This window comes from Streptomyces sp. NBC_00045 (genome assembly GCF_045041095.1).
Classification (GTDB): domain Bacteria; phylum Actinomycetota; class Actinomycetes; order Streptomycetales; family Streptomycetaceae; genus Streptomyces.
The window spans coordinates 3,074,154-3,098,604 of record NZ_CP108271.1 but is presented as its reverse complement, the minus strand read 5'-3'; the positions used below and the strand labels follow the sequence as shown (position 1 = coordinate 3,098,604).

24 protein-coding genes are annotated in these 24,451 nt (G+C 70.8%); 10 read left to right on the top strand and 14 right to left on the bottom strand.

Translation table 11 applies throughout. The features are described from left to right. Window positions 1–213 precede the first annotated feature (213 nt). A complete protein-coding gene (locus OHA65_RS14480; protein ID WP_327283539.1) occupies window positions 214–777 on the top strand; it encodes a GNAT family N-acetyltransferase in 564 nt (187 codons plus the stop codon). A 6-nt stretch (window positions 778–783) separates the two neighbouring features. Here the strand turns inward: OHA65_RS14480 and OHA65_RS14475 are convergent, their stop codons facing one another. Then, window positions 784–981 carry a DUF397 domain-containing protein gene (locus tag OHA65_RS14475; protein ID WP_327283538.1) on the bottom strand — a complete coding sequence of 66 codons (198 nt, stop codon included), beginning with the start codon at window positions 979–981 and terminating at the stop codon, window positions 784–786. Between the two features lie 25 nt (window positions 982–1,006). Next, window positions 1,007–1,858, bottom strand: a complete 852-nt coding sequence (locus OHA65_RS14470) for a helix-turn-helix transcriptional regulator (protein WP_327283537.1) — start codon at window positions 1,856–1,858, stop codon at window positions 1,007–1,009. Window positions 1,859–2,091: 233 nt separating this feature from the next. Between OHA65_RS14470 and OHA65_RS14465 the strand changes: the two genes are divergently transcribed. The 4 genes from OHA65_RS14465 to OHA65_RS14450 are packed head-to-tail and all read left to right on the top strand — an operon-like array spanning window position 2,092 to window position 3,394. Continuing rightward, window positions 2,092–2,217, top strand: coding sequence for a hypothetical protein (locus OHA65_RS14465; protein WP_327283536.1), 126 nt, complete (start codon window positions 2,092–2,094; stop codon window positions 2,215–2,217). Beyond that, window positions 2,214–2,615, top strand: coding sequence for an ATP-binding protein (locus tag OHA65_RS14460; RefSeq protein ID WP_327283535.1), 402 nt, complete (start codon window positions 2,214–2,216; stop codon window positions 2,613–2,615). The genes OHA65_RS14465 and OHA65_RS14460 overlap by 4 nt, the downstream gene beginning before the upstream one ends. Next, window positions 2,612–2,815 (top strand): hypothetical protein, encoded by a 204-nt coding sequence (locus OHA65_RS14455; RefSeq protein WP_327283534.1) that lies wholly within the window; start codon window positions 2,612–2,614, stop codon window positions 2,813–2,815. Before OHA65_RS14460 ends, OHA65_RS14455 begins: the two co-directional genes overlap by 4 nt. A gap of 57 nt (window positions 2,816–2,872) precedes the next feature. Further along, window positions 2,873–3,394 carry a hypothetical protein gene (locus tag OHA65_RS14450; protein WP_327283533.1) on the top strand — a complete coding sequence of 174 codons (522 nt, stop codon included), beginning with the start codon at window positions 2,873–2,875 and terminating at the stop codon, window positions 3,392–3,394. A gap of 54 nt (window positions 3,395–3,448) precedes the next feature. On the opposite strand, the gene OHA65_RS14445 is transcribed toward OHA65_RS14450, so the two are convergent. The 6 genes from OHA65_RS14445 to OHA65_RS14420 all read right to left on the bottom strand — a co-directional run bounded on the left by OHA65_RS14445 (window position 3,449) and on the right by OHA65_RS14420 (window position 10,814). Then, window positions 3,449–5,230 carry an IucA/IucC family protein gene (locus OHA65_RS14445; RefSeq protein ID WP_405761969.1) on the bottom strand — a complete coding sequence of 594 codons (1,782 nt, stop codon included), beginning with the start codon at window positions 5,228–5,230 and terminating at the stop codon, window positions 3,449–3,451. Beyond that, on the bottom strand, window positions 5,227–5,814 hold the full coding sequence (locus OHA65_RS14440; RefSeq protein ID WP_327283531.1) for a GNAT family N-acetyltransferase: 588 nt from the start codon (window positions 5,812–5,814) through the stop codon (window positions 5,227–5,229). The genes OHA65_RS14445 and OHA65_RS14440 overlap by 4 nt, the downstream gene beginning before the upstream one ends. Beyond that, window positions 5,811–7,130 carry a lysine N(6)-hydroxylase/L-ornithine N(5)-oxygenase family protein gene (locus OHA65_RS14435; protein ID WP_405761967.1) on the bottom strand — a complete coding sequence of 440 codons (1,320 nt, stop codon included), beginning with the start codon at window positions 7,128–7,130 and terminating at the stop codon, window positions 5,811–5,813. The genes OHA65_RS14440 and OHA65_RS14435 overlap by 4 nt, the downstream gene beginning before the upstream one ends. Then, the gene (locus tag OHA65_RS14430; protein ID WP_327283529.1) at window positions 7,114–8,604 is read right to left on the bottom strand and encodes an aspartate aminotransferase family protein; all 1,491 of its coding nucleotides are present in this window, start codon (window positions 8,602–8,604) and stop codon (window positions 7,114–7,116) included. The genes OHA65_RS14435 and OHA65_RS14430 overlap by 17 nt, the downstream gene beginning before the upstream one ends. Before the next feature lie 169 nt (window positions 8,605–8,773). Further along, window positions 8,774–9,718, bottom strand: a complete 945-nt coding sequence (locus OHA65_RS14425) for a siderophore-interacting protein (protein ID WP_327283528.1) — start codon at window positions 9,716–9,718, stop codon at window positions 8,774–8,776. A 52-nt stretch (window positions 9,719–9,770) separates the two neighbouring features. Further along, window positions 9,771–10,814 carry an ABC transporter substrate-binding protein gene (locus tag OHA65_RS14420; RefSeq protein ID WP_371643611.1) on the bottom strand — a complete coding sequence of 348 codons (1,044 nt, stop codon included), beginning with the start codon at window positions 10,812–10,814 and terminating at the stop codon, window positions 9,771–9,773. A gap of 224 nt (window positions 10,815–11,038) precedes the next feature. Here OHA65_RS14420 and OHA65_RS14415 point away from each other — a divergent pair, with 224 nt between their 5' ends. Together OHA65_RS14415 and OHA65_RS14410 are read left to right on the top strand one after the other, a co-directional pair. Next, entirely contained in the window at window positions 11,039–12,859 is a 1,821-nt protein-coding gene (locus OHA65_RS14415) for a dynamin family protein (protein WP_405761966.1), read from the top strand. Beyond that, window positions 12,859–14,934, top strand: a complete 2,076-nt coding sequence (locus OHA65_RS14410; protein WP_327283525.1) for a dynamin family protein — start codon at window positions 12,859–12,861, stop codon at window positions 14,932–14,934. Before OHA65_RS14415 ends, OHA65_RS14410 begins: the two co-directional genes overlap by 1 nt. Before the next feature lie 86 nt (window positions 14,935–15,020). Here OHA65_RS14410 and OHA65_RS14405 read toward each other — a convergent pair whose 3' ends face one another. From OHA65_RS14405 to OHA65_RS14390, 4 genes are read right to left on the bottom strand one after another with little or no spacing between them, the layout of a single operon-like run. Further along, complete coding sequence (locus OHA65_RS14405) at window positions 15,021–16,181, bottom strand: acyl-CoA dehydrogenase family protein (RefSeq protein ID WP_328762815.1); 1,161 nt, start codon at window positions 16,179–16,181, stop codon at window positions 15,021–15,023. A gap of 8 nt (window positions 16,182–16,189) precedes the next feature. Next, complete coding sequence (locus tag OHA65_RS14400) at window positions 16,190–17,107, bottom strand: hydroxymethylglutaryl-CoA lyase (RefSeq protein ID WP_327285654.1); 918 nt, start codon at window positions 17,105–17,107, stop codon at window positions 16,190–16,192. 11 nt (window positions 17,108–17,118) lie between these two features. After that, the gene (locus tag OHA65_RS14395) at window positions 17,119–19,272 is read right to left on the bottom strand and encodes an acetyl-CoA carboxylase biotin carboxylase subunit (RefSeq protein WP_327283523.1); all 2,154 of its coding nucleotides are present in this window, start codon (window positions 19,270–19,272) and stop codon (window positions 17,119–17,121) included. A gap of 16 nt (window positions 19,273–19,288) precedes the next feature. After that, the gene (locus tag OHA65_RS14390; protein WP_327283522.1) at window positions 19,289–20,905 is read right to left on the bottom strand and encodes a carboxyl transferase domain-containing protein; all 1,617 of its coding nucleotides are present in this window, start codon (window positions 20,903–20,905) and stop codon (window positions 19,289–19,291) included. Window positions 20,906–21,004: 99 nt separating this feature from the next. On the opposite strand from OHA65_RS14390, the gene OHA65_RS14385 reads away from it, so the two are divergent. Then, window positions 21,005–21,583 carry a TetR/AcrR family transcriptional regulator gene (locus tag OHA65_RS14385; RefSeq protein WP_327283521.1) on the top strand — a complete coding sequence of 193 codons (579 nt, stop codon included), beginning with the start codon at window positions 21,005–21,007 and terminating at the stop codon, window positions 21,581–21,583. A 56-nt stretch (window positions 21,584–21,639) separates the two neighbouring features. Next, window positions 21,640–22,446 (top strand): phosphatase, encoded by an 807-nt coding sequence (locus OHA65_RS14380; protein ID WP_327283520.1) that lies wholly within the window; start codon window positions 21,640–21,642, stop codon window positions 22,444–22,446. A gap of 101 nt (window positions 22,447–22,547) precedes the next feature. Here OHA65_RS14380 and OHA65_RS14375 read toward each other — a convergent pair whose 3' ends face one another. Then, window positions 22,548–23,396 (bottom strand): SDR family NAD(P)-dependent oxidoreductase, encoded by an 849-nt coding sequence (locus OHA65_RS14375; protein WP_327283519.1) that lies wholly within the window; start codon window positions 23,394–23,396, stop codon window positions 22,548–22,550. An 81-nt stretch (window positions 23,397–23,477) separates the two neighbouring features. On the opposite strand from OHA65_RS14375, the gene OHA65_RS14370 reads away from it, so the two are divergent. Further along, window positions 23,478–23,945, top strand: a complete 468-nt coding sequence (locus OHA65_RS14370; RefSeq protein WP_327283518.1) for a MarR family transcriptional regulator — start codon at window positions 23,478–23,480, stop codon at window positions 23,943–23,945. Here the strand turns inward: OHA65_RS14370 and OHA65_RS14365 are convergent. Further along, on the bottom strand, window positions 23,917–24,411 hold the full coding sequence (locus OHA65_RS14365) for a hypothetical protein (protein WP_328762809.1): 495 nt from the start codon (window positions 24,409–24,411) through the stop codon (window positions 23,917–23,919). The two genes, OHA65_RS14370 and OHA65_RS14365, sit on opposite strands and share 29 nt — an antisense overlap. Window positions 24,412–24,451: the final 40 nt, after the last annotated feature.

Below are 24,451 nucleotides of genomic sequence, written 5' to 3'. Positions count from 1 at the left end.
GGCCGGGGCCCGTGCCGTCCGCTCCCGCCACGGTGCCGACTCCGGCTCCGGCCTCGGGCGGAGGAGTGGCGCGGAACCGCCGTCGATGGTGCAGGAAGTACCACTGCCCGGAACCCACCGGCACGGCTCAGTAGGGCTGCGAAGGAGATCGCCTGCCTCGCTGTCCTTCGTGGATAAGATCCGGGAGTTTCAGCGGACGTGAGAGGGGACCACATGCCGCAGCAAGGGATCATCGCGATAGAGCGCATGGACGGGGCGGCCGCGGTGCGGGCCGGGGAGGCGTTCAGGCTGATCTACGCCGAAGCGTTCGCCGAGCCTCCGTACGGCGAGACCGAGGAGGACGTCGCTGCCGCCTTCCGCCGCTTCCCCGTTCAGGCCCGCAAGCACGGCTTCCGCGCGGTCCTGGCCCGCGCGGAGGGTGACGGCGAGCCGATCGGCATGGCGTACGGCTTCCCGCTCGGGCCGGACACGGTGTGGTGGGACGAACTCACCGAGCCCGTGCCCGAAGCCATGCGGCGCGAGGACGGGCGGCGCACCTTCGGGCTCATGGAACTCGCCGTGCGGGGCCCGTGGCGCGGGCAAGGTGTCGCGCGGCGTCTGCACACGGCACTGCTGCTCGACGCCGTCGGAGCGGAGCGGGTGATGTTGAACGTCAACCAGGCGAGCGGGGAGGCGTCGGCCGCGTATCGGGCATGGGGATACCGCAAGATCGGCGAGGCGCGGCCGTTGGTCGACGGCGCGGAGCTTCGTGACGTGATGCTGCTCGATCTGCGCTGACGGCCGTCAGGCCGTCCTCTTGAGCCCGCCGACGAAGTCGGCCCAGGCGGGGGCCGCGCAGCGGAAGCCGGGGCGGGTGGTGTCCTTGCTGTCCCGGACCGCGCGCCCGCCGTCGGCCGTCGTCGCCACCTCGACGCAGTCGCCGCCGGAGCCGCTGTAGCTGCTCTTGTGCCAAGTGGCGCCGTGGGGAAGGGGGGTTTGCATGAGTGTTGTCCTCTCCAACGTGCAGCTACAGTGCCCCGCGCACGCTGGCGATCAGTTCCAGGCTGTCTTCGGGGCTCAGTGCGATGCTTCGGAGCGAATCGAAGATCAGCGTATATTCTGCCGTCTCCTCAGGGGTCTCCATGAACAGCGTTCCTGTTCGGTGTTCGACGCATACGACGTCGGAGAAGTCCCGATGGGGGAAGCCGAAGAGGACGAACGAACCGAACAGTCCGGCGTGCGCACCGGCTCGGTCGGGGATCACTTGCAGTTCGATGAGGGGATGCTGCGCCATCTTGGCCAGGTGATCGAGCTGCTGGGCCATGGTTGAGCGGCCTCCCACGGCAATGCGCAGCGCGGCTTCGCCTTGGATGACGGAGAGACGTGGCGGCTTGGACTGCTGGAGGACGCTCTGCCGCTCCAGACGTGCGGTGACCAGTGCGTCGACTTCGTCGCTACTCAGTCCTGCCTGGGCTGCGTTGATCACGGCACGTGCGTAATCGCCGGTCTGCAGCAAACCTGCGATCAGGTTCGATTGGAACGACCGGATGTAGTCGGACGTCTCCTCGTACCCGATGAAGTCGGAGTAGGACGGTCGGGCCAGGCTCGCACGCTGCACCCAGCCGGGGGCTCGTCCTCGCCGGGCGAGCGTGACCATCTCGTCGATCTGCGTGTCGTTTGTGATGCCGTAGAACGTCAGTAGGTCCCGCAATTCGCCGAGTGAGATCCCAAGTCGAGCGTTCTCGATGCGGTTGATCTTTGTCCTGTGGCAGCCGATGCGCTCGGCAGCCTCCTCGGACGTCCTGCCGGCTTCTTCCCGGAACTTGACCAGGAGCGCTGCGAGCCGACGGCGTCGAACAGTTGGCCTGCTCTCGGACATTGGATTCTCCCCAACTGGACTGGTGCCATTAGAGGTTACCCGTCACAAAAGATCATGGAACGAGTTCCAAAGAGTCACTTGCGAATTGCGTGTGAGCGGAGGAGTCTGGACTTGCATCACTCACCGTGCTGACTTGAAACGGTGAGTGATGGTCGGAGGTCTACAGCAGAAGACCCCCGCGACTGCGCGAACAGTCCGGGGGCATGGCCAACGCTTACTCAAGGAGCGTCAACGTGCTGCATTTTATCGGGCTGGTGCCACCGCTACGGCAGTGGTGGCGAAGGCAAGTGCTCGTCCTCGCGACGTACGGGATCGATCTCGGCCCCCGGGTCATCCACGGGCGGGCGGTGGCCCGGTGAACGAACCGGAAGAAGTGGTGCGGCGGTGGCGGCGGGAGGCCGGGTGTGTGCCGCTCGCGCGGGCCGAACTACGCAAGGCCCTGGCCGACTGGGGGCTCTCCGAGCTGGAGGGTGACGCCCTCCTCGTCGCCTCCGAGCTCGTGACCAACGCCGTCCGGCACGCCACCGCTCCCCGCGACCGGGAGATCGAGACCCGGTACGTCCGGCTCGGCAACGGCGTACGCGTCGAGGTGCACGACACCAGTCCCGTACGGCCCGTGGTCGGGGAACCGGACCAGGACGACGACGGCGGGCGCGGGCTCTGCCTGGTGGCGGTCGTCGCCGATCGGTGGGCCGTCGGGGCGCGGGTCGGCCCCGGGAAGCGGGTGTGGGCCGAGCTGTCCGTGAAGGCGCCGTGACGGCCTGGCTGCTGACCCCCGACCGGACCGGGAGCGAGGCGATTTACGAGGTCGAGTGCACGTCCTGCCTCGCCGGCTCCGGGCCGGCCGATGACGACGACGGCCCGGCCGTATGGGCCCTGCGGCATGCGTGGCAGACCGGGCACACCGGGTTTCGGCGGATCGTCACCGACTTTCAGCGGGCCCTGACTGCGGACTGAGAAGCGGACGCGACTTACCCGGTGACGTGGATCTTTTCCTGTGCCAGGCTGCGTCGCATGGGGTGGACATTCAAACTGCACGGCGGTTTCGCGGCCGTGCTGGGCAGCGTGTTGCTGGTACTGACGGCACTCACCTGGCTGCCTGGAACCTTGCCGTTGACCGGGGCCAAGTGGCCGTTGGCGGTGATCGTCGTGCTGCTCTTCCCGATCTTCGTTTCGGCTCTGGTGCGTGCGCTCTTGGCGCGCCCACACCAGGACTCGCTGTGGCCGGCCTTCCGGTGTCTTCCTCGAAAGGTCCAGCTGGGACTTGGGGCCCTGGTCGTGTCGGGTTTCGCGATGATGGTCTTCAGTTCGACAGGTGACGGGCACCTGCAGTCAGCGGAGGTGAAGGAAGGCCGGTACTTCGCCATGGACAGCACGCCGCAGGCGCACCGCACGGTCGAGGTCACCCGCAGCCAGTACCAGGTCGTTCTGGAGAGCGATCAGCGCATGATGTTCGGCATCCCCGGTTTGCTCTTCGTCGGCGCCGCATGTGTCGTTCTGGTGGCCGGAGAGCTCCGTCGAGCAGATCGTGACTGAGTAGGGACGGGCGGGTGGTCGAGGGACCGTATCGGCCACCCGCCAGTCCCCCGGTCACCGTCGGGCGAAGGCCGCGACGGGGTTCTTGAGGGTGCCGATCAGCTGGAGCGCCGCCGACGGGTCGGCCAGGTCGACCATCTGCTTGTTGTTGCGCAGCTGGAGGCGGTTCAGGCAGGACAGCTGGAACTCGGGAGTGAAGAGGTCGTAGCGGGCGAAGCGGTCCGCGAGGGCCGGGACCGAGTCCTGGTAGTCGTGGGCGCAGTCGGCCACCGCCTGCCAGAACATTTCCTCGGTGCAGATGCCTTCCGTGACCAGGATCGAGTTCAGGAAGCGGAAGAAGCAGTCGAAGACGTCGGTGAAGATCGACAGCAGCTTCATGTCCTCCGGGATGTCGGCCTTGATGCGCTCGACCGCCGGAGGGAGGACCGCGTCCGGGTCCATGATGACGATCTCCTCGGCGATGTCCTTGAAGATCGCCCGCTTCACGACGCCGTCCTCGATGACGAGGATCGTGTTCTCTCCGTGCGGCATGTACGCCAGGTCGTACTGGTAGAAGCAGTGCAGCAGCGGCACCAGGTAGGCCTGCAGGTAGTGGTGCAGCCACTCGGCCGGGGCCAGCCCCGACTCCTCGATGAGCGCGCCGACGAAGGACCGGCCCTCGGCGTCCACGTGCAGCAGCGAGGCCATCGTCGCGAGGCGCTCGCCCTCCCGGAGCGACTCCACCGGGGACTCGCGCCACAGGGCGGCCAGCATCTTGCGGTACGGGGAGTAGCGGTCGGTGGCGCGCTCGTACTGGCGGTGGTGGTAGCCGATGGCCGCCCGCTCGCGGATGATCGAGAAGTCCACCGACCGCAGGACCTCGTCGCCCTGGATCAGCTGGTGCAGCCAGTCGTTGATCGCCGGGGTGGCCTCCATGTACGCGGCCGACAGCCCGCGCATGAAGCCCATGTTGAGCACCGAGATCGCCGTTTTGACGTAGTGCTTCGCGGGGGCGGTCGTGTTGAAGAACGTGCGGATCGACTGCTGCGCGAGGTACGCGTCGGAGCCCTCGCCCAGCAGGACCAGGCGGCGGTTGGCGATCTCCGCGGCGAAGGTGACCGTGGTCTTGTTCCACCACTGCCAGGGGTGGACCGGCAGCAGGTGGTAGTCCGCCGGGTCCAGGTCCAGGGCCTCCAGCTGCGCCGAGAACGCCGCGATCGCCTCCTCGCCCAGCTCGGCGCGCATGAACGCGTCGTGGTCCAGTCCCGCGCCCGCCGTGAAGGTGGAGACGTCCTTGCGGGCCGCCGCCCACACCAGGTGGACGGGGCTCGCCGTCTCCGGGGCGTACGAGAGGTACTCGTGCACGCCGAAGCCCAGCCGGCCGTTGTTGGCCACGAAGCAGGGGTGGCCCTCGGTCATGCCCGTCTCGATGTCCTGGAACGAGGACTTCGCCAGGACCGCCGACGGGACCTGCGGCTTCGTGTACTTGAAGCCCGATCCCGCCAGGGTGGAGGAGATCTCCTCCAGGTAGACCGGCAGGACCTCCGCGCTCAGGCCCAGGGCTTCGCGCATCTCGATGTGGAAGTCGATGGCGTCCAGCGGCAGCTCGCCGCCGTCCTTGAGGCGGGTGACCGAGGCCTCGTCCACCGCCCAGTGGTCCAGGGCGTGGCGGGCGGCCGTGAAGCGGTACTCGACCGAGCCGTCGTCGCTCGCCACCGAGTACGCCGAGTCGCCCAGCGGCCTCGGGGTCAGCAGGCGCTCGTGCGAGAACTCGGCCAGGGCCTTGCGGACGAGCGCGCGGTTCGCCCGGGCCCACAGCTCGGGCGAGAGGTGCGAGATCGCATCGGTGAGGCTCATATGGAGGCTCCCGTCGAGCCGGTGGCCGCCTCGAACTGCGCACGGGTGCAGAAGCTCAGCAGGGCCGTCTTCTCGGGCTTGCGGACCGGGCCGTCGGCGACGAAGCCGACCGCCTCGTTCAGGGCGTGCACCGCCGTGTTCTCCACGTCCGGCTCCACCACGACCCGCTCGGTCTTCGGGTCGGCGAACAGCGCGGCCATCACCGTGGTGATCACGGCACGGGTGAACCCGTGCAGCGGCCGTTCGCTCGGCGCGACGAGGAAGTGCATGCCGACGTCGCCGGGCTGCGCCTCGTACAGGCCGACCAGCTCCAGCTCGGCCGGGTCGTACTTCTCCATCAGGAAGGCCGGGCGGCCCTCGTGGAGACCGATGAAGGCTTCGTGGTGCTCGGCCGCGGCGATCTTCATGTACTCGCGCTCGACGTCCGGCAGCGAGGCGTCCTGCATCATCCAGAAGGAGGCCTTGGGGTGCGTGACCCAGCCGTGGAGCAGCTCCGCGTCGGCGAACGGGTCCAGCGGGCGGATCGCGAAGGTGCCGAGGACGGTGTCGCTGCGCGTGTAGAGGATTTCGGTGGTGGTGCTCATGCGTGCATGCCTTCCGGGGCCGCGAACTGCTGGAACGCGATGGACTTCTCGACCTTGTAGTACTCGCGGCCGAGGAGCTCGCCGACGATGTACGCGTTGCGGTACGCGGCCATGCCCAGGTCGGGCGAGGTGATGGAGTGGTTGTGCACCGTGCCGTTCTGGAGGAACACCCCGCGGCCGCTCACGTCGATGCTGTAGTTGCGGGCCGCGTCGGGGCGGCCGTGGCCGTCGAAGGCGAGGCGGTCGCGCACCGGGTTCAGGAACTCCGGCAGCGTGTACTTGTACCCCGTCGCGAGGACCAGGCCCTCGGTGGAGAGCGAGAAGTCCCGCTCCTGCTCCTCCTGGCGCAGCCCCAGGGTGTAGGCGCCCGTGGTGGTGTCGTACGCCGCCGAGTTCAGCGAGGTGTTGGTCAGCAGGGTGGTCGGGACCGGGCCCGGCGAGCTGACCTTCTTCTGGTACAGCAGGTCGAAGATGGCGTTGATGAGCTCGCCGTCGATGCCCTTGAAGAGGTTCTTCTGCTGGTTCTCCAGCCGGTACCGGGTCTCCTCGGGGAGGGCGTGGAAGTAGTCCACATACTCCGGGGAGGTCATCTCCAGCGTCAGCTTCGTGTACTCCAGCGGGAAGAACCGCGGGGAGCGCGTCACCCAGTTGAGCTGGTAGCCGTACACGTCGATCTCGGACAGCAGGTCGTAGTAGATCTCCGCCGCGCTCTGGCCGGAGCCGATGAGCGTGATCGACTTCTTCTGCTGGAGCTCCGCCTTGTTCTGCACGTAGGCGGAGTTGTGCGTGAAGTCGCCGCCCAGTGCGGCGCAGGCCTGCGGGACGAACGGCGGGGTTCCGGTGCCCAGGACCAGCCGGCGGGCCAGGTGGGTCTCGCCACGGTCGGTGTGGACCTCGTACAGCTCGGCCCGCTCGTCGTACGTGACCTCCGTGACGGAGGTGGAGTACTGGACGTTGTCGAGGCGGTCGGCGGCCCAGCGGCAGTAGTCGTTGTACTCGGTCCGCAGCGGGTAGAAGTTCTCCCGGATGTAGAAGGAGTACAGCCGGTCGTTGTCCTTCAGGTAGTTCAGGAAGGAGAAGGGCGAGGTCGGGTCGGCCAGGGTGACCAGGTCCGACATGAACGGCGTCTGTAGGTGCGCGCCGTCCAGGAACATCCCGGCGTGCCATTCGAAGTGCGGCTTCGACTCGATGAAGAGGCCGTCCAGTTCGCCGATCGGTGCGGTCAGGCAGGCGAGTCCCAGGTTGAAGGGACCGAGGCCGATACCGATGAAATCGTGGGTCCGACGGGGATCACGGGGCTCACGAGACGACTGCAAGGGATTCTCCCAGGTACTGCTCGGCGTGGGACGCGAGGAGGTCGAGGACGGCCGTGATGTCGGCCGTCGTGGTCTGCGGGTTGAGGAGGGTGAACTTCAGGTACTGGTCGCCGTCCACCTTGGTGCCGGCGACGACGGCCTCGCCGGACGCGAACAGCGCCTTGCGGGCGTGCAGGTTGGCCTCGTCGACGAGGTCCTTGCGGACGTCGACGCCCTCGGGGCGGGGTACGTAGCGGAAGACCAGGGTGGAGATCTGCGGGCGGACGACGACCTCGAAGCGCGGATCGGCGTCGATGATGTCCCAGCCCGCGGCGGCCAGTTCGATGACCTCGTCGAAGAGGGAGCCGAGGCCGTCGGCGCCCATGGTGCGCAGGGTCATCCAGAGCTTGAGCGCGTCGAAGCGGCGCGTGGTCTGGATGGACTTGTCGACCTGGTTCGGGATCCGCTCCTCGGCCATCCGGCGCGGGTTGAGGTAGTCCGCGTGGTACGTGGCGTGCTTGAGCGTGTCGCGGTCGCGGACCAGCACGGCGCTGGAACTGACCGGCTGGAAGAACGACTTGTGGTAGTCGACGGTGACGGAGTCGGCGTGCTCGATGCCGGCGAGGAGGTGCCGGCGGGTCGGTGAGACCAGCAGTCCGCAGCCGTAGGCGGCGTCCACGTGCATCCAGGCGGAGTGCTCGGCGGCCAGCCGGGAGATCTCGGGGAGCGGGTCGATGGACCCGAAGTCGGTGGTGCCGGCGGTGGCGACGACGGCCATCGGGAAGAGGCCCTCGCGGACGCAGCTCTCCAGCTCCAGGGCGAGCACGGAGGTGTCCATGCGGCGGCCCCGGTCGACCGGGACCGCTATGACGGCCTCGTAGCCGAGCCCGAGCATGGCGGCCGACTTCTTGACGCTGAAGTGGCTGGCCTCGGAGGTGAAGATGCGCAGCCGGGGCAGGACCTCGGACTTCGCGAGCGGCCGCTGACTGCCCTGCATGACCTTGCGGCAGGCCTCGTCACGGGCCAGCAGCAGTGCGTGGAAGTTGGACTGGCTGCCGCCAGAGGTGAAGATGCCGTCCGCGTCCGGGCCGAGGCCGATGCGCTGAGCGGTCCAGTCGATCAGGCGGCGCTCGATGAGCGTGCCGCCGATGGACTGGTCCCAGGTGTCCAGGGAGGAGTTGACGGCCGAGAGGACGGCCTCGCCGAGGACGGCGGGGATGACGACCGGGCAGTTGAGGTGGCCCAGGTAGCGCGGGTGGTGGAAGTACACCGCGTCGCGCAGGTAGACCTCTTCCAGCTCGTCGAGGACGGCTGCCGGGTCTTCGAGCGGCCGGTCCAGGTCGATCCCGTTGATGACCGGGGCGAGTTCGTCGACGGAGATCCCGGTGTGGGGGCGCTGCGTGGTCGCGAGTTTGGCGGCGACGCGCTCGACGCCTTCGGTGACGGAACGCCGGTAGAGGTCTGCGGTCGTCTCGTTCAGCAGATGCGAGCGCATCAACGTTCCTCCGGGCAGGTGGGGGCACCACCCAGCGGTGGCTGGGGGAGAGGGGGCGGGGAAGGTGTTGCTTAGGTTAGCCTAACCTAATCTTCATGCCAAATAGCGGTGGACCCCGGCCAAAAGCCGGGGCCCACCGCTGAAAAGGAGGATGTGGAAAGGGAGTTGACTACAGTGCGGACGTCGGGTCCTCGCTCGCCGCCTGGCCCGCGTACGCCTCGGCGAGGAGTTCCTCCTCGCTCGCGCCGAGCCGCCAGTAGCCGGTGAAGCGCACGGCCCGCCGGTCGATGGAACGTTCCTGCACGATGTGCCTGCGTACCGCCCGCACCGTCCCGGCCTCGCCCGCGAGCCAGGCGTACGGAGCCTCGGCGGCCGGGAGTTCGGCCGCCCGGAGTGCCTCCAGCACGCGCCCGGTGCGCTCCTTGCCCGCGCCGGCCTCCCGCACGATCCAGGTGATGTCCGCGGCGGCGGGCGTCGGTAGGACGAGCCGGTCGTCGGTGTGCGGGACCTCGAACCAGGCCGTGACCGGCATGCCGGCGGGGAGCCGCTCCAGGATCGCGGCCGCCGCCGGGAGCGCCGTCTCGTCCGCGTACATCAGCAGCGCGTCGGTGGCGGCCGGCGGCTGGAACCGCACGGACTTGTTCTCTGCGACGGCCGGCCCTATCGCCATGATCCGGCGGCCGGTCACGGCCCGCCCGGCCCACCGGGACGCGGGGGCCGTGACATCAGCCGCTGCCCCGGCGGGGTCCCCGTGCAGGACGAAGTCGACGTCGACCTCGTCCACGCCCCCGGGCGTACGGCGTTGCTCGCGCACGGTGTAGGAGCGCATCACCGGCCGGTCGGCGTCGGGCATCGCGCGCCAGGCGCCGAACCAGGTGTCCTCGTCGGTGGACGGGAGCACGGTGTGTTCCTCGTGCTCGGGCGGCAGGAAGAGCGAGAGGCTCTGGTCGTGGCCGCCCGAGCGGAAGCCCGCGAGGGACTCTCCGCCGAACGTGACCCGCAGGAACGAGTGCCCGAGCCGGCGGGTGCGGAGCACTTCGAACGCGAAGAACCGGAAGTGCGCGGCGGCCGGGACGGCGTCGGACGCCGGGGCTTCGGATGCGGTGGCGGTCATGCGGAGGGTCCCCCCTGGGAGTGGCGGCGGCGCCTGGTCCGGGCGCCGAGGGTCAGCTGACCTTCTTGGCGTTCTGGATGGACTTCGCGAGGTCCTCCAGGACCTTGGCGCACTTGTCGTACGAGTAGATCGGCTCGGTCACGCGCGGGGCGACCTGGCCGGCCTTGACGGCGGGCAGCTCGGCCCAGGTCGGCTTGGCCTTCAGCTCTTCCGGCTGCAGCGTGCCGGTGCGGTTGTCGAGCAGGACCAGGTCGGCCTTGTACTTGCCGGCGTTCTCCCAGCTCAGGCTCTCGAAGAAGCCGCCGGTGTCCAGCTTGTCCTTCTCCGGGGTGACGAACTCGACGCCGAGGGACTCGAAGTACTTCAGGTCGGCCGAGGTCTTCGGGGTGGAGACGTAGAACAGGTCGGCGGAGCCCGAGCCGACGAGCACCTTGATGCCCGGGTTGGCCTTGACCGCCTCGCGGACCTTCGTGGAGGCCGCGTCGAAGCGGGCCTTGGCGTCGGCGGACTGCTTGGTGTTCAGGTCGGCGCCCAGGGACTTGGCGAGGTCGGCCGTGCGCTCCAGCGCCTTGTCGAGGGAGGCGTCGCCGCCCACGCCGATCGCGGCGGCCGGGGCCAGCTTCAGGATCTTGTCCTTGGAAGCCTCCGGCACGAACCAGTAGCTGCCGTCCCAGGTGTTGGTGACCAGCAGGTCGGGCTGGAGGGCGGCGTACTTCTCGACGTTGAACTCGTCGTAGACGTTGCCGAGGATCTCGACCTTGGAGATGTCCATCGAGCCGGCCATCGTGTCGGGCTTGCCGTCGGCGGTCTTGGTCGGGCCGAAGACGCCCTTGACCTGGATGCCGTAGTCGTAGAGCGCGGCCGCGGTACCCGTGTAGGCCACGATGTTCTTCGGCTTGGCCTTGAGGCTGACGTCCTTGCGGAGGTCGTCCTTGAAGGACCAGGCGCCCGAGGCCGCAGCACCCTTGTCCTTGTCGTCCGCCCCGCCCTTCGAGTCGGATCCGCCGCACGCGGTGAGGGCCGCGACGAGGCCGAGGGCGCCGCCGGCGGCGATGAGACCGCGGCGGGACAGGTGGGAGGTACGGGACTTGGGCATGTCTATGTCCGCTTTCGTGCGTGCCGGGCGGCCACGGGGCCGTTCGGAGGGAAGGTTAGCCTAACCTTGGCTGGAATTGGTAAGGCGGCCCTAAGTTTCTTCGTGCGACCGCGGCCGGAGCCGCGCAGCCCCGGGTGAACTGGCTCCGAACCGGGGGCGCTCAGCGGCATCCGTTGGCATCATGGTCGCGCCGGGAGGTCCTGACGGGGTGGGGTGGCGGCGCTGTGGTCGGTACGGGGGAGCACGAGCGGGAGCTGCGCCAGGGCGCGCTCGCCGAACAGGTGGCCCTGCTCGCGGACCGGGCCGGAGCGGACTCCGCCGCCTCGCTGATCCGCCGCACGGCCCGTCGCGCCGTGTCCCCGCAGGCCCGGATCTGCATCATCGGCGGCAGCAACGTCGGTAAGTCCCGCCTCGTCAACGAGCTCATCGGCACGGCCTGCCTGCCGGTGTCCGTGCACCCGACGGAGGGACCGCCCGTCGTCGTACGCCCGTTCGTCGCGCAGCCCGCGGATTCCGCGGAGGCGGCCCGGGCCGCCGAGTCCGCCGGGTCCGGGTCCGGGTCCGGAGCCGGAGCCGGGGTCGGGGTTTCCGGCGAGGCGGGGCTGCGTACCGTACGCGTCGAGGTTCCCGCCGATTCCTGGCCGGCCCGCGCCGGAGTGGAACTCGTCGACACCCCCGGCTGGGAGGGCTGGTCCGGAGTGCGCCAGCCCGACACCGCCGCCCTCGCCAGGATCGTCGGCGACTGCGACGTGGTGGTCGTCGTCACCGAGGCGCGCCGCGCGATGCTCGCCACCGAACAGGCCCGGATCAAGGCGCTCGCCGCCGCTCCGCACAGCCCGCCGCTCGCCGTCGTCGTCACCAAGCTCGCCGAGGTCGAGGACGAGGCGGTCGACATCCTGCGACGCGTCAACCACCTCGTCGCGGTGCTGGCCCCCGAGGCGCTCGTCCTGCCCGGCCCGCGCCCCGTGCCCGGCCCAGTCCCCGAGACCGCTGCGGCGCCGGCGGCCGGGGAGCCCGACGGCCTCGACCCGCTCCGTGCGGCCCTGGGCCAGCTCGCCGGCATACGGCTGCGCCGCGCGCTGCGGACCATCCGCAGGCTGCACCTCCTCGCCGCGACCTGCGGCCTGGTGGATGAGGCCGCCGGGCGGGCGCTGGCCGACGCGCACCGGCCCGACCCCGTCCGGACCCGGGCCGCACAGATCTGGCACACGGCCCACGAGAGCGCCCGCTTCCACTGGATCGTGCTCAGCGCCGACGCCGGGGAATGGCGCGCCTCGCTCGTCCAGACGATCGGCGTCGAGGCGCGCAGGCGACGGACGGCCGCGGCCCGCGAACTCGCCGCGCGCTTCTCCCGGATGCTGGAGACGCCCGAGGAGCAGCACTTCATCCGCCTCCACGCGATCCCGTACACCGCCGAGGCCCTCCAGCAGTTCGAATCGTGGATCACCGGCACCGTCGACCGGGCACTCGAAGACGACACCCGCCGGCTGCGCGACATCCTGCTCCGCAACCGGCCCGGCGAGGAACTGTTCCAGGGACTGGCCGCCCCCGGCGCCGGGCGGGTCGTACCGGCCGCGGCCCTGCCGGGGGTGGCCGACGCGGCCGCCGCCGCGGAGTCGCAGAACGCCACCGGCTGGGACGCCTCTTGGCTGCCGGAGTTCGTCGGGACCGCGATCGAGAGCGTGCTGACGCCCGTCTCCACCGAAGTCGTGGCGCAGATCGCGGGAGCGGCCGGCACGGCGCTGGTTTCGGAGGCACTCGAACACGGCCTGGCGGAGCGCCGCGAGCGCGCCATCGGCGACCTGGAACGGATCGTCGAGGCGGCGTTCACCGAGCAGGTGGCGCGGACCGAGGTGCGCATCGTCCAGGTGTACGACCGCCTGCTCAGCCAAGCCCGGGAGCGCGACGAGCAGTGGTGGCGGCTGCACACGACGGCCGTCGCCGCGCAGCCGGAGTCCCTCGACCACTGGCGTTCACTGCGGAGTACGGCGCGGTCGCTGGGCCGCTCCGTGCACGCCCTCCTCTCTCCCCTGGAAGGGGCCTGATGGCGCACGGCAACCGGCAGTTACCGGCCGGCCAGGAATCACCGGCCACGCAGTTCCGCGGCTGGAGCGACAACATCGGCACACTGCGCTCGTACTACCAGCGCCTGCAGCAGGTGGCCGGCGAGGCTGCGGCGGTCATCGCACCGCCGGGCGGTCCGGCCGGGCCGCTGGACCTCGGGATCAACGGGGCGGTCTTCGAACGCGAGACCTTCCGCATCATGGTGCTCGGCGAGTTCAGCAGCGGCAAGAGCACCCTGATCAACGCCCTGCTGGGCAAACGGCTACTGCCCACCAAGGCCAATCCGGCCACCGCCTTCACCACGGTCCTGCGGTGGGGCGAGACCGAGCGGGCCTGGTTGTACCGGGACGCCGACCGGCGGGGAGGCGAGACGGCCGTCACGACGGAGGAGTTCAAACGGGAGGTCTCCCTCCAGATCGACGCGTACGGCGCACCCCGCACCCCCTCGTTCGCGCTGGCCGTCGTCGAACAACCGCTGGAGCTGTTGCGCAGTTCCGTAGAGATCGTGGACTCGGCGGGGATCAACGAGAGCTCCGACCGCGAACTGGTGACCCTGCGGTACCTGGAGGAGGTGGACGCCGTCGTCTTCGTCACCGATGCCGGACGCCCGTTCACCCTCCACGAGACCGAGAACTACCTCACCCGCGTCCGCAAACTCGGACACCGCGACATCTTCTTCGTGGTGAACCAGTTCGACCGGATCGATGAGGAGGAGCGGGCGGAGGTGATGAGCCGCTGCCGCAACGCGGTCGCCGAGCTCAGCGGGGAACCGGGTGCCACCGCCACCGCCAACGTCTTCTTCATCAGCGCCCTCCAGGCCCTGCGGGCCCGGATCGACGGCGACGAGGAAGGCTTGAAGGCCTCGGGGATCGGACGGCTGGAGTCCGCCCTGGAGGTCTTCTGCATGCGCGACGCGGCCCGGGTGAAGTTCGTCCGGCTCGCCGAGTTCCTGCGCCACAACGCGGTCAACCTGCGCGTGCGGCTGCACGACGAGGGCGCCATCCTGATGAAGTCGACGGCGGAGCTGCGCGAGCTCCTCGACCGCAGCCAGTCCACCCAGGACCAACTGCGCACCAGCGCCGACGCGATCCGCGACATCGTCGGCGGCAAGATCGCCGACATCGAGAGCGAACTCCAGTTGAGGTTCGGCTCGTTCCTGAGCGACATCAGCCGCGAGATCGGCGGCTGGCACGTCACGTCCGGCCCGGGACGCCTGAGCCGGGCCGTCCGCTCCTTCACCAAGGGGGGCCGCGTCGCCGCCCAGCACGAGCTGCTGGACGCCTACACGGTCCAACTCCAGGAGCGCATGCAGGTCTTCTGCACCCAGAGCCTCGACCGGCTCATCGAACAGCGGCAGGCCGACCTGGTGCGCCAGCTCGAACCGCTGATCCGGGCACACGCGGACCTCCTGGACAAGCTCCGCACGGAACTCACCGGCACGCAGTCGGTCCGGGACCAGAACCACCTGCTCTACACGCTGGCCATCGCGGCGGGCAAGGGCAGCGGGCGCCCCGGAGGCCACCGCGGCGACGACGTGCCCCTGCTGTTCCGACCCAGCTCGCTCATGGCGATCGGCGCGGGCACCGGTGCGGTGGTCGTCGGCGGGACGGCCGCCGCCGCGGCGGCCGGGCTGATCAGCCTGGGCCTGGCCGTTCCGCCGGTCGGCGTGGCGGTGGCCATCGGCGCGGCCATCGGACCGCTGATGGCCTCGGGGGCGGTCCTCTTCGCCGACGGCAAGCTGCAGTCCCGCGCGGCGGAGGAGTTCTCCGCCCACGTGAAGGACTCGGCCGGTCAGACCGCCCAGCAGTACGCGGACAGTCGCGCCGCCGACCTGCGCGCCGTGTGGGGCGGGATCAGCGAAACGCTGCACATCCAGCTCCAGGACCTCATCGGCATCGTCCAGCGCAACATCGAGGAGTCCCGGATGGACGAGCAGGCCAAGGCGGGCATGCGGGACCAGCTCTACGTGTACGAGCAGCGGATCACCGATGTGGAGCAGCACATCGCGACGTTCCTGCAGCCCTTCGTCGCCGAAGCGGAGCGCGAGCAGGTGTGACCCGGACCGCGGGATCACGGGACCACGGGCCCCGGGACCGCCGGACCGGGCCGGTGATCGCCCCGGTCCGGCGGTCCACGGGGTCGCTAGCCGGCGAAGCCCAGCTCGCGGGCGATCAGCATGCGCTGCACCTCGCTGGTGCCCTCGCCGATCTCCAGGATCTTGGAGTCCCGCCACATGCGCGCCACGGGGTACTCGTTCATGAACCCGTACCCGCCGTGGATCTGGGTGGCCTCGCGCGCGTTGTCGACGGCGACCGTGGAGGAGTACAGCTTCGCGATCGCCGCCTCCTTCTTGAACGGCTCGCCGGCCACGAGGCGGGAGGCCGCGTCGCGCCAGCCGATCCGCGCCATGTGCGCGCGCATCTCCATGTCCGCCAGCTTGAACTGGATGGCCTGGTTGTCGCCGATGGGCCGGCCGAAGGCCTTGCGCTCCTTCGCGTACTTCACAGACTCGTCCACGCAGCCCTGCGCCAGGCCGGTGGCGAGCGCCGAGATCGCGATGCGGCCCTCGTCGAGGATGCGCAGGAACTGGGCGTAGCCGCGGCCCTCTTGGCCGACCAGGTTGGCCAGGGGCACCCGTACGTTGTCGAAGGCCAGCTCACGGGTGTCCGAGGAGTTCCAGCCGACCTTGGAGTACGGTGCGGCCACCGTGAAGCCGGGGGTGCCGGACGGGACGATGATCGAGGAGATCTCCGGGCGGCCGTCGGCCTTGCGGCCGGTGACGGCGGTGACGGTGACCAGAGCGGTGATGTCCGTACCGGAGTTGGTGATGAAGCACTTCGAGCCGTTGATCACCCACTCGTCGCCCTCGCGGACGGCCGTGGTGCGGGTGCCGCCGGCGTCGGAGCCGCCGTCCGGCTCGGTCAGACCGAACGCGCCGAGGACCTCACCGGCGCACATCTTCGGCAGCCACTGCTGCTTCTGCTCCTCGGTGCCGAACAGATAGATGGGCATGGCGCCGAGCGAGACGCCCGCCTCCAGCGTGATCGCGACCGAGGAGTCGACGCGGGCCAGCTCCTCCAGGGCGATGCCGAGGGCGAGGTAGTCGCCGCCCATGCCGCCGTACTCCTCCGGGAAGGGCAGGCCGAACAGGCCCATGCGGCCCATCTCGCGGACGATCTCGTAGGGGAACTCGTGCCGCTCGTACAGATCGCCGATCTTGGGGGCGATCACGTCGTGCGCGAACGCCTCGACAGTACGGCGGAGTTCCTCGTGCTCGGGGGTGAGCCGGTGGTCGAGGGCCATGATCTTCGTTACTCCTTGTGGGAGAGGGCGCGGACGGTACGGGAGGGGCTGGGGCGGCCCAGCTGTTCGGCCATCCACACGCTCGTGGCGGTGAGGGCGGCCAGGTCGACACCGGTCTCGATGCCGAGACCCTGCAGCATCCACACCAGGTCCTCGGTGGCGAGGTTGCCGGTGGCGCTCTTCGCGTACGGGCATCCGCCGAGGCCGCCCGCGGAGGCGTCGACGGTGGTCACCCCGTGCTGGAGCGCGGCGAGGGTGTTGGACAGGGCCTGGCCGTAGGTGTCGTGGAAGTGCACGCCGATCCGGTCGGTCGGCACGCCCTCCTCGTTGAGCTCGCCGAGGAGGGCCTGGACATGACCCGGGGTGGCGACGCCGATGGTGTCGCCGAGGCTCAGCTCGTCGCAGCCGAGGTCCAACAGGGCCTTGGCCACGCGGACCACCTGGTGGACCGGTACCGCACCCTCCCACGGGTCGCCGAAGCACATGGAGAGGTAGCCGCGGACGTGCGCCCCGCCCTCCTTGGCGCGGGCCACGACGGGCTCGAACATGGTGAGGGACTCGGCGACGGTCCGGTTGAGGTTGCGGGAGGCGAAGGTCTCGGTCGCCGAGCCGAACACGGCGATACGGGTGGCCCCCAGCGCGAGCGCGCGGTCGAGGCCGCGCTCGTTGGGGACGAGCACCGGCAGGTCGGCCTCCACGTCGCCCAGCAGCGGGAAGAGCTGCTCGGCGTCGGCGAGCTGCGGAACCCACTTGGGGTGCACGAAGCTGGTGGCCTCGACGGTGGTGAGGCCGGCGGCGGCGAGCCGGTGGACGAACTCGGCCTTCACCTCGGTCGGTACGGTCGTCTTCTCGTTCTGTAGCCCGTCGCGGGCGCCGACCTCGTGGATGCGGACGCGGGCCGGCAGCCCGGGGGCCGGGACGGTCATGGGCAGCCCGTTCACCGGGTCGCCTCCTCTTCCTCGTCGGGGGTGACGACGGCCAGGACCTGGTCCATGGCGACGGTCGTGCCGGGGGAGACGTCGAGCTCGGTGACCGTGCCGGAGTGCGGGGCGGCGATGACGTGCTCCATCTTCATCGCCTCGACGACGAGCAGGCTCTGCCCGGCCACCACCGTGTCCCCGACGGCCACCTTGACGACGGTGACGGTGCCGGGCATGGGCGCGGCGAGGGTGTCGGCGCCCGCGGCGGCCGCGCCCTTGGCGGCGACGGGGTCGTGGCCCTGGACGTGCCAGCTGTCGCCGTCGCGCCCGAGCCAGGTTCCCTCCGGGGAGGCGGCGTGGCTGAAGCGGTGGGTGATGCCTTCCAGTTCGACGGTCACGTGGTCGTGGCCGAGGTCGATGATGCGGCCGCGAACCGGTGAGCCGGAGCTCTGGCCCAGACCCCGCGCCTCGAACACCGGCGGGGCTTGATGCTGGCCGGCGTCGCCGGCGGCTGCGGCCTGAGCGCCGTCGGCCAGGAGCAGCTCCGTGGCCGAGCCGGAGCCCGGCCCGGCGGGGCGGGTGCGGACCTGTACGGGGTCCTGGCCCGGGAGGCGGAAGTGGTGGACGGTCCAGGCGGGGGTTCCGCCGAGGCGCCAGCCGTTGGCCGCATCGAACGGGTCGACCCAGCCGGCGCCGCCCGCAGCGGACGTGGCCGCCCCCGAGCCCCCGGCGGGGTTTCGGGAAGGAGCGGAGTGGGGGAGAGAAGCCTGGGCCAGCAGTGCGGTGGCCGCGAACACCTCCGGCGGGACGCCCTCCGGGAGCAGCTCGGACAGGTCCCGCTCGACCAGACCCGTGTCCATCTCGCCCGTCACCACATCGGGATGCGCCAACAGCCTCCGCAGGAAACCGGCATTGGTCTGGACGCCCAGGATCACGGTGTCGGCGAGGGCGGCCCGCAGCATGCGCAGGGCCGTCGCCCGGTCGGGGCCGTGGACGATCACCTTCGACAGCATCGGGTCGTACGTGGAGCCCACGTCCACCCCGGCCACGAGCCCGGAGTCCGTGCGCACCGCACCGCCCGACGGCTCGGACAGCGCCAGCACCGTACCGCCGGACGGCAGGAACCCGCGCGCCGGGTCCTCGGCGCAGACGCGGGCCTCGATGGCGTGGCCGGTCAGGGTGACGTCCGACTGCGTGAAGGCCAGCGGAGCACCCGCGGCCACCCGCAGCTGCTGCTCCACCAGGTCCAGCCCGGTGATCAGCTCCGTCACCGGGTGCTCGACCTGGAGGCGGGTGTTCATCTCCATGAAGTAGTACGAGGACGGGTCCCCGCCCGGCACGATGAACTCCACCGTGCCCGCGCCGACGTACCCGCAGGAGCGCGCCGCCTCCACGGCCGCGGCGCCCATCGCCGCCCGGATCTCCGGGGTCAGCAGGACCGAGGGGGCCTCCTCGATCACCTTCTGGTGGCGCCGCTGGAGGGAGCATTCGCGTTCGCCGAGGTGCACCACGTTCCCGTGCGCGTCCGCCAGCACCTGGATCTCGATGTGCCGGGGCCGGTCGACCCACCGCTCCACGAGCAGGGTGTCGTCGCCGAAGGAGGACCGCGCCTCGCGGCGCGCCGCCGCGATCTCCTCGCCCAGCAGCGCGGCGTCGCGGACCAGCCGCATGCCCTTGCCGCCGCCGCCCGCCGAGGGCTTCAGCAGCACCGGCATGCCGATCTCCTCGGAGGCCGCGACCAGTTCGGCGTCCGACAGCCCGCTTCCCGAGGAGCCGGGCACGACCGGGACCCCGGCCGCCTTCACGGTCTCCTTGGCCCGGATCTTGTCGCCCATCAGGGAGATCGCCGGGGCCGGCGGCCCGATGAAGGTCAGGCCCGCCTGCGCGCAAGCGGCCGCGAAGGCCGCGTTCTCGGCGAGGAAGCCGTAGCCCGGGTGGACGGCCTCGGCGCCGGTGCGGCGGGCCGCGTCGAGCAGCTTCTCCACCGACAGGTAGCTCTCGGCGGCGGCCGCCGGGCCGATCCGGACGGCCGTGTCGGCCTCCCGCACGTGCCGTGCGTCCGCGTCCGCGTCGCTGAAGACGGCCACGGAGCGGATCCCGAGCTCGCGAAGGGTGCGGATGACGCGTACCGCGATCTCGCCCCGGTTGGCCACCAGAACAGTGCTGAACATCTGCAGGGTCCTCACGTCACATACGGAAGATGCCGAAAGCGGAGTCGCCCAGCGGGGCGTTCGCGCACGCGGTCAGGGCCAGTCCCAGCACCTGCCGGGTCTCCATCGGGTCGATGACCCCGTCGTCCCACAGCCGCGCGGTGGCGTAGTAGGCGTTGCCCTGCTCCTCGTACTGCGCGCGGACCGGGGCCTTGAAGGCCTCCTCGTCCTCGGCCGGCCACTCCTGGCCGGCGCCCTCGATCTGGTCGCGCTTGACCGTGGCGAGCACGGACGCGGCCTGTTCGCCGCCCATCACGGAGATCTTGGCGTTGGGCCACATCCACAGGAACCGCGGCGAGTACGCCCGCCCGCACATCGAGTAGTTGCCCGCGCCGTACGAGCCGCCGACGACCACGGTCAGCTTCGGGACCCGGGTGCAGGCGACGGCCGTGACCATCTTGGCGCCGTGCTTGGCGATGCCGCCGGCCTCGTAGTCGCGGCCGACCATGAAGCCCGAGATGTTCTGGAGGAACAGCAGCGGGATTCCGCGCTGGTCGCACAGCTCGATGAAGTGCGCGCCCTTCTGGGCGGATTCGGAGAACAGGATGCCGTTGTTGGCGACGATGCCGACCGGGTGGCCGTGGATCCGGGCGAAGCCGGTGACCAGCGTCTGCCCGAACTCCGCCTTGAACTCCTGGAAGCGGGAGCCGTCCACGATCCGGGCGATGATCTCGCGGGCGTCGTACGGGGTGCGCGAGTCGACCGGGACCGCGCCGTACAGCCCGTACGGGTCCACCTTCGGCTCCTCGGGAGCCTCGACCGACCAGGGCAGGGCCCCGCGCTCGGGCAGGGTCGCCACGATGTTCCGTACGATCCGCAGCGCGTGCGCGTCGTCCTCCGCGAGGTGGTCGGTGACGCCCGAGGTCCGGGAGTGGACCTCGCCGCCGCCGAGCTCCTCGGCCGTGACCACCTCGCCGGTGGCGGCCTTCACCAGCGGCGGGCCGCCGAGGAAGATCGTGCCCTGGCCGCGGACGATGACGGCCTCGTCGCTCATCGCCGGGACGTACGCGCCGCCCGCCGTGCAGGAGCCGAGGACGGCGGCGATCTGCGGGATGCCGGCGCCGGACATGCGCGCCTGGTTGTAGAAGATGCGGCCGAAGTGCTCCCGGTCGGGGAAGACCTCGTCCTGCATGGGGAGGAAGGCGCCGCCCGAGTCGACCAGGTACAGGCAGGGGAGACGGTTCTCCAGTGCCACCTCCTGGGCGCGCAGGTGCTTCTTGACGGTCATCGGGTAGTACGTGCCGCCCTTGACGGTGGCGTCGTTCGCGACGATCACGCACTCGCGGCCGCTGACCCGGCCGATGCCCGCGATGACCCCCGCGGCCGGGGCCGCGCCCCCGTACATGCCTTCGGCGGCCAGCGGGGCCAGCTCCAGGAAGGGCGATCCGGGGTCCAGGAGGGTGTCCACGCGGTCGCGGGGGAGCAGCTTCCCGCGGGCGGTGTGGCGGGCGCGGGCCTTCTCGCCACCGCCGAGCCGGGCCGCGTCGAGTCGGGCCCGCAGCCCCTCGGCGAGCTCGCGGTGGGCGGCCTCGTTGGTCCGCCAGGCCTCGGACGCCGGGTCCGCGGCGCTCGTCAGCACTGGTGCCTGCTGCATCGGTCGAGCTCCCTTGCTCGGTGCACGCTGTTAATGAGCGTTAACGCATGTACCGCTTAGGTTAACGACCGCTAACGGCCCTGTCTAGAATGGATTCCCATGAGCACCAGAGCGGCCGCCCCGACCCGTCGCGAGCAGATCCTCAGTGAGGCCGCCCGCCTCTTCGCCGAGCGCGGGTTCCACGGTGTCGGCGTGGACGAGATAGGGGCCGCGGTGGGCATCAGCGGCCCCGGCCTGTACCGGCACTTCGCGGGCAAAGACGCCATGCTCGCCGAGCTGCTCGTCGGGATCAGCGAGCGGCTGCTGACCGGCGGCCGCCACCGGGTGGCCGAGGCCGCCGGCGACCCGGACGGCGTGCTGGCCTCCCTCATCGACGGCCACATCGACTTCGCCCTCGACGACCGGGCGCTGATCACCCTGCACGACCGCGAGCTGGACCGGCTGCGGGAGGCCGACCGCAAGCTCGTCCGCCAGCTCCAGCGCCAGTACGTCGAGCTGTGGGTGGAGGTCGTACGGGAACTGCACCCGGAGGTCGGCGAGGCCGAGGTGCGGGTGGCCGTCCACGCCGTCTTCGGCCTGCTCAACTCCACCCCGCACCTGGCGGCGCTCGGCCGGGCGGCGACGGAATCGCTGCTGCGTCGGCTGGCGCACGGGGCGTTCGGGGCGCTGTCGGGGTGAGGCGACGCGCCCACTGGTCGGAATGGCACCGGCGACCGGGGCGTCGCGGCGGCAGAATGGGCCGTATGCCGAAGCCGATAGAGACGCCCGTACCGAGCCGTGCCGAACTCGTCGACCACCTGATCCGCACCCGGATCTCGGGTCAGGTCGCCACGCCGCGTGAGAACAACCTGTCGCACTACCGCAAGCTCGCCAACGGCGACCGGCACTACTGGCTCGGCCTGGAGCTGGGCGACCGCTGGGCCGACGAGCAGGACGTGCTCGCCGTGATGGCGGAGCGCTGCGGGGTCGTCGACGACGCCGCGTACCGGTTCGGACAGGACACCATCGACCCGGAGTTGACCGTGTCCGGCCTGGACCGGATGGCGGCCCGGCTGCACAAGGCGGCACTGGACCGGCAGAGCGTGCTGCTCGCCACGGGCCACCCGGGCGGCCTGTTGGACGTCCACCGGGCGACCGCGGCGGCGCTGCGCGCGGCGGGCTGCGAGATCGTGGTGATCCCCCAGGGTCTGGTCGCGGACGAGGGCTCGGTGTGGCAGTTCGCGGACGTCGCCGTGCTGGAGCGCGGGGCGACGCTGTGGCACACGCATTCCCCGGAGCCGATGGCCGCCATCCTGGACGGCCTGACGGCGGCGAACCGCCCCCAGCCGGACCTGGTCGTCGCCGACCACGGCTGGGCGGGGTGCGCGGCGCAGCGCGGGCTGGACGCGGTGGGCTACGCGGACTGCAACGACCCCGCGCTCTTCCTCGGCGAGGCGGAGGGCACCCTCCAGGTGGCGGTCCCGTTGGACGACCACGTCCGTGACCCGCGTTTCTACGACCCGATGGTCGCGTACCTGCTGGCCGCCGCCGGTCTGCTCTGATCCCCGCCGGCCTCCTCTGACTGCCGCGGGCGCCGGCCCCGCGCCCCGGGCGGAAGCCCGGCGGGCGCGGGCGGGCCGGTGTGCCGGTAGCGGCCCGGCGCCTAGCCCAGCCAGGCGGTGGTCATCGACTGCACGGCCGAGCCGTCGAGGTCGGCGAGCTTGGGGGCGACGAAGTCGCGGGCCCAGTCGGAGGTCTGGATCCGGAACGGCATCGTCTCGCCGGTCAGCGCCTCGATGACCGGCGCCGCCGCCTGGTCCGGGGTCTGGGCGCTGTTGCTGCTGAAGGCCTCCATGGCGTGGTTGGCGTAGCCCTGGAGCGCCGGGGCGTACGGGCCGGCCTCGGCGAGCATGGCCGGCAGGTCCAGCCGTACGTTGTTCACGAACTCGCTGGTGACGGCGCCCGGTTCGACGACGGACACCTGGACTCCGGTGGACGCGGCCACCGGTGCGAGGGACTCCATGAAGCCCTCGACGGCGAACTTGGCCGCGCAGTAGGACTCGTTGAACGGCTGGCCGATCACGCCGCCGACGCTCGTCACCGTGATGACGCGGCCGCCCGAGGCGCGCAGGTGGGGGAGCGCGGCCCGGGTGAGCTCAACGACGCCGAAGAAGTTGACCTCCATCACGGACCGGACCTGCTCCATGCCGTGCTGCTCGACGGTGCCGACGAAGCCGGCGCCCGCGTTGTTCACGACGGCGTCGAGGTGTCCGTGCTCGGCGACGACCTCGGCGACGCAGGCGGCCACGGAGTCCGCGTCGGTCACGTCCAGCCGCTTGACCTGGACGAGGTCGGCGACGCCGGCTTCGGCGGCGGCCTTGACCAGGGCGTCGGAGCGGGTGGTGTCGCGCATGGTGGCGACGGTGTGCCAGCCGGCCCGGGCGGCGGCGACCGCGGCGGCCAGGCCGATGCCGGAGGACGTGCCGGTGATGAGGACGGTCTTGGTGTTCATGGAAGTGTCTCCCTCTATTTGTGCGTGCACACACACATTAACCTTGTGTGCGTGTGCACGCAACCCGGGTATTCTGCTGCCATGGCGAACAACGAGCTCAGGATGGGCGGCCTCACCCCCCGCGACCACGCCTTCTACGGTCTGGTGTGGGCCGGCACCACCCTCACCGCCCGGGTCGACCAGGCCCTCACGCGGCGCCACGACCTGCCGCTCTCGTGGTTCGAGGTGATGCTGTGGCTGTACGCCCAGCACGAGCCGGTCGCCCCCTCCGAGCTGGGCGCCAGGACCCTGCTCAGCCGGAGCCAGGTCTCCCGCGTCGCCGACTCGCTCCAGGCCCGCGGCCTGATCGAGCGGATACCTTCGCCGACGGACGCCCGCTCCGTCTGCATCGCCCTGACCGACGCGGGCCGCCGCGCCTTCGCGGAGGCGGACGCCACCCGCCGCGAGGCCCTCGCCGAGGTCTTCGACGACCGGCTCGACGACGCCGACATCGCCGCCCTGGAATCGATCTGGGCCAAGCTCAAGTCCCCGCCGCAGAGCCGGAACTAGGAGCGGAGTCGGCCGTCCGGGCCGCGAGCGCCCTGCGCCGCAGCCGGGGTGCGAACGGCGCCGCGAGCACGCACGCCGCGCCGGCCGCGGCGGCGGCCGTGACGGCCGGGTTGACCCAGCCCGGGATCAGCTGCCGCCCGCCCGGATCCCCGGGATGGTCGGCGCAGTGGACGGAGAGCGGGAACGAGGATTCCCATACGACCGTCTTCTCCTGCTCGCCCCACCGGGCGTACCCGCACACCTCGTCGGGGTCGAGGACGTACACGCCGTACGACAGGCCCCAGATGTAGGCGGAGCCGGCGACGCACAGCGCGAGGACGCCGAGCAGCAGGAAGGCGCCCGCGCCGAGGAGGTCCGGGGCGTCACGCCGCCGGACCGTGGCCACCAGGTGGACGGCGAGCCGGCCGAGGACCAGGACGCCCGCGAAGGGGGAAGCCAGGGCGAGGAGGAGGAGCACGACGATCATGTTTGCAGTCGACGCCCCGCCCGCCCGGTCAGTTCCGTCC

What these genes read in the sequence shown, in the direction of transcription:
- OHA65_RS14375 (WP_327283519.1), bottom strand. Translation starts at nt 23,396, where the DNA reads ATGAACACCAAGACCGTCCTCATCACCGGCACGTCCTCCGGCATCGGC.
- OHA65_RS14470 (WP_327283537.1), bottom strand. Translation starts at nt 1,858, where the DNA reads ATGTCCGAGAGCAGGCCAACTGTTCGACGCCGTCGGCTCGCAGCGCTC.
- OHA65_RS14400 (WP_327285654.1), bottom strand. Translation starts at nt 17,107, where the DNA reads ATGACCGTCCCGGCCCCCGGGCTGCCGGCCCGCGTCCGCATCCACGAG.
- OHA65_RS14425 (WP_327283528.1), bottom strand. Translation starts at nt 9,718, where the DNA reads ATGACCGCCACCGCATCCGAAGCCCCGGCGTCCGACGCCGTCCCGGCC.
- OHA65_RS14420 (WP_371643611.1), bottom strand. Translation starts at nt 10,814, where the DNA reads ATGCCCAAGTCCCGTACCTCCCACCTGTCCCGCCGCGGTCTCATCGCC.
- OHA65_RS14365 (WP_328762809.1), bottom strand. Translation starts at nt 24,411, where the DNA reads ATGATCGTCGTGCTCCTCCTCCTCGCCCTGGCTTCCCCCTTCGCGGGC.
- OHA65_RS14370 (WP_327283518.1), top strand. Translation starts at nt 23,478, where the DNA reads ATGGCGAACAACGAGCTCAGGATGGGCGGCCTCACCCCCCGCGACCAC.
- OHA65_RS14480 (WP_327283539.1), top strand. Translation starts at nt 214, where the DNA reads ATGCCGCAGCAAGGGATCATCGCGATAGAGCGCATGGACGGGGCGGCC.
- OHA65_RS14440 (WP_327283531.1), bottom strand. Translation starts at nt 5,814, where the DNA reads ATGAGCACCACCACCGAAATCCTCTACACGCGCAGCGACACCGTCCTC.
- OHA65_RS14405 (WP_328762815.1), bottom strand. Translation starts at nt 16,181, where the DNA reads ATGGCCCTCGACCACCGGCTCACCCCCGAGCACGAGGAACTCCGCCGT.
- OHA65_RS14395 (WP_327283523.1), bottom strand. Translation starts at nt 19,272, where the DNA reads ATGTTCAGCACTGTTCTGGTGGCCAACCGGGGCGAGATCGCGGTACGC.
- OHA65_RS14475 (WP_327283538.1), bottom strand. Translation starts at nt 981, where the DNA reads ATGCAAACCCCCCTTCCCCACGGCGCCACTTGGCACAAGAGCAGCTAC.
- OHA65_RS14430 (WP_327283529.1), bottom strand. Translation starts at nt 8,604, where the DNA reads ATGCGCTCGCATCTGCTGAACGAGACGACCGCAGACCTCTACCGGCGT.
- OHA65_RS14390 (WP_327283522.1), bottom strand. Translation starts at nt 20,905, where the DNA reads ATGCAGCAGGCACCAGTGCTGACGAGCGCCGCGGACCCGGCGTCCGAG.
- OHA65_RS14385 (WP_327283521.1), top strand. Translation starts at nt 21,005, where the DNA reads ATGAGCACCAGAGCGGCCGCCCCGACCCGTCGCGAGCAGATCCTCAGT.
- OHA65_RS14380 (WP_327283520.1), top strand. Translation starts at nt 21,640, where the DNA reads ATGGGCCGTATGCCGAAGCCGATAGAGACGCCCGTACCGAGCCGTGCC.
- OHA65_RS14450 (WP_327283533.1), top strand. Translation starts at nt 2,873, where the DNA reads ATGGGGTGGACATTCAAACTGCACGGCGGTTTCGCGGCCGTGCTGGGC.
- OHA65_RS14410 (WP_327283525.1), top strand. Translation starts at nt 12,859, where the DNA reads ATGGCGCACGGCAACCGGCAGTTACCGGCCGGCCAGGAATCACCGGCC.
- OHA65_RS14445 (WP_405761969.1), bottom strand. Translation starts at nt 5,230, where the DNA reads ATGAGCCTCACCGATGCGATCTCGCACCTCTCGCCCGAGCTGTGGGCC.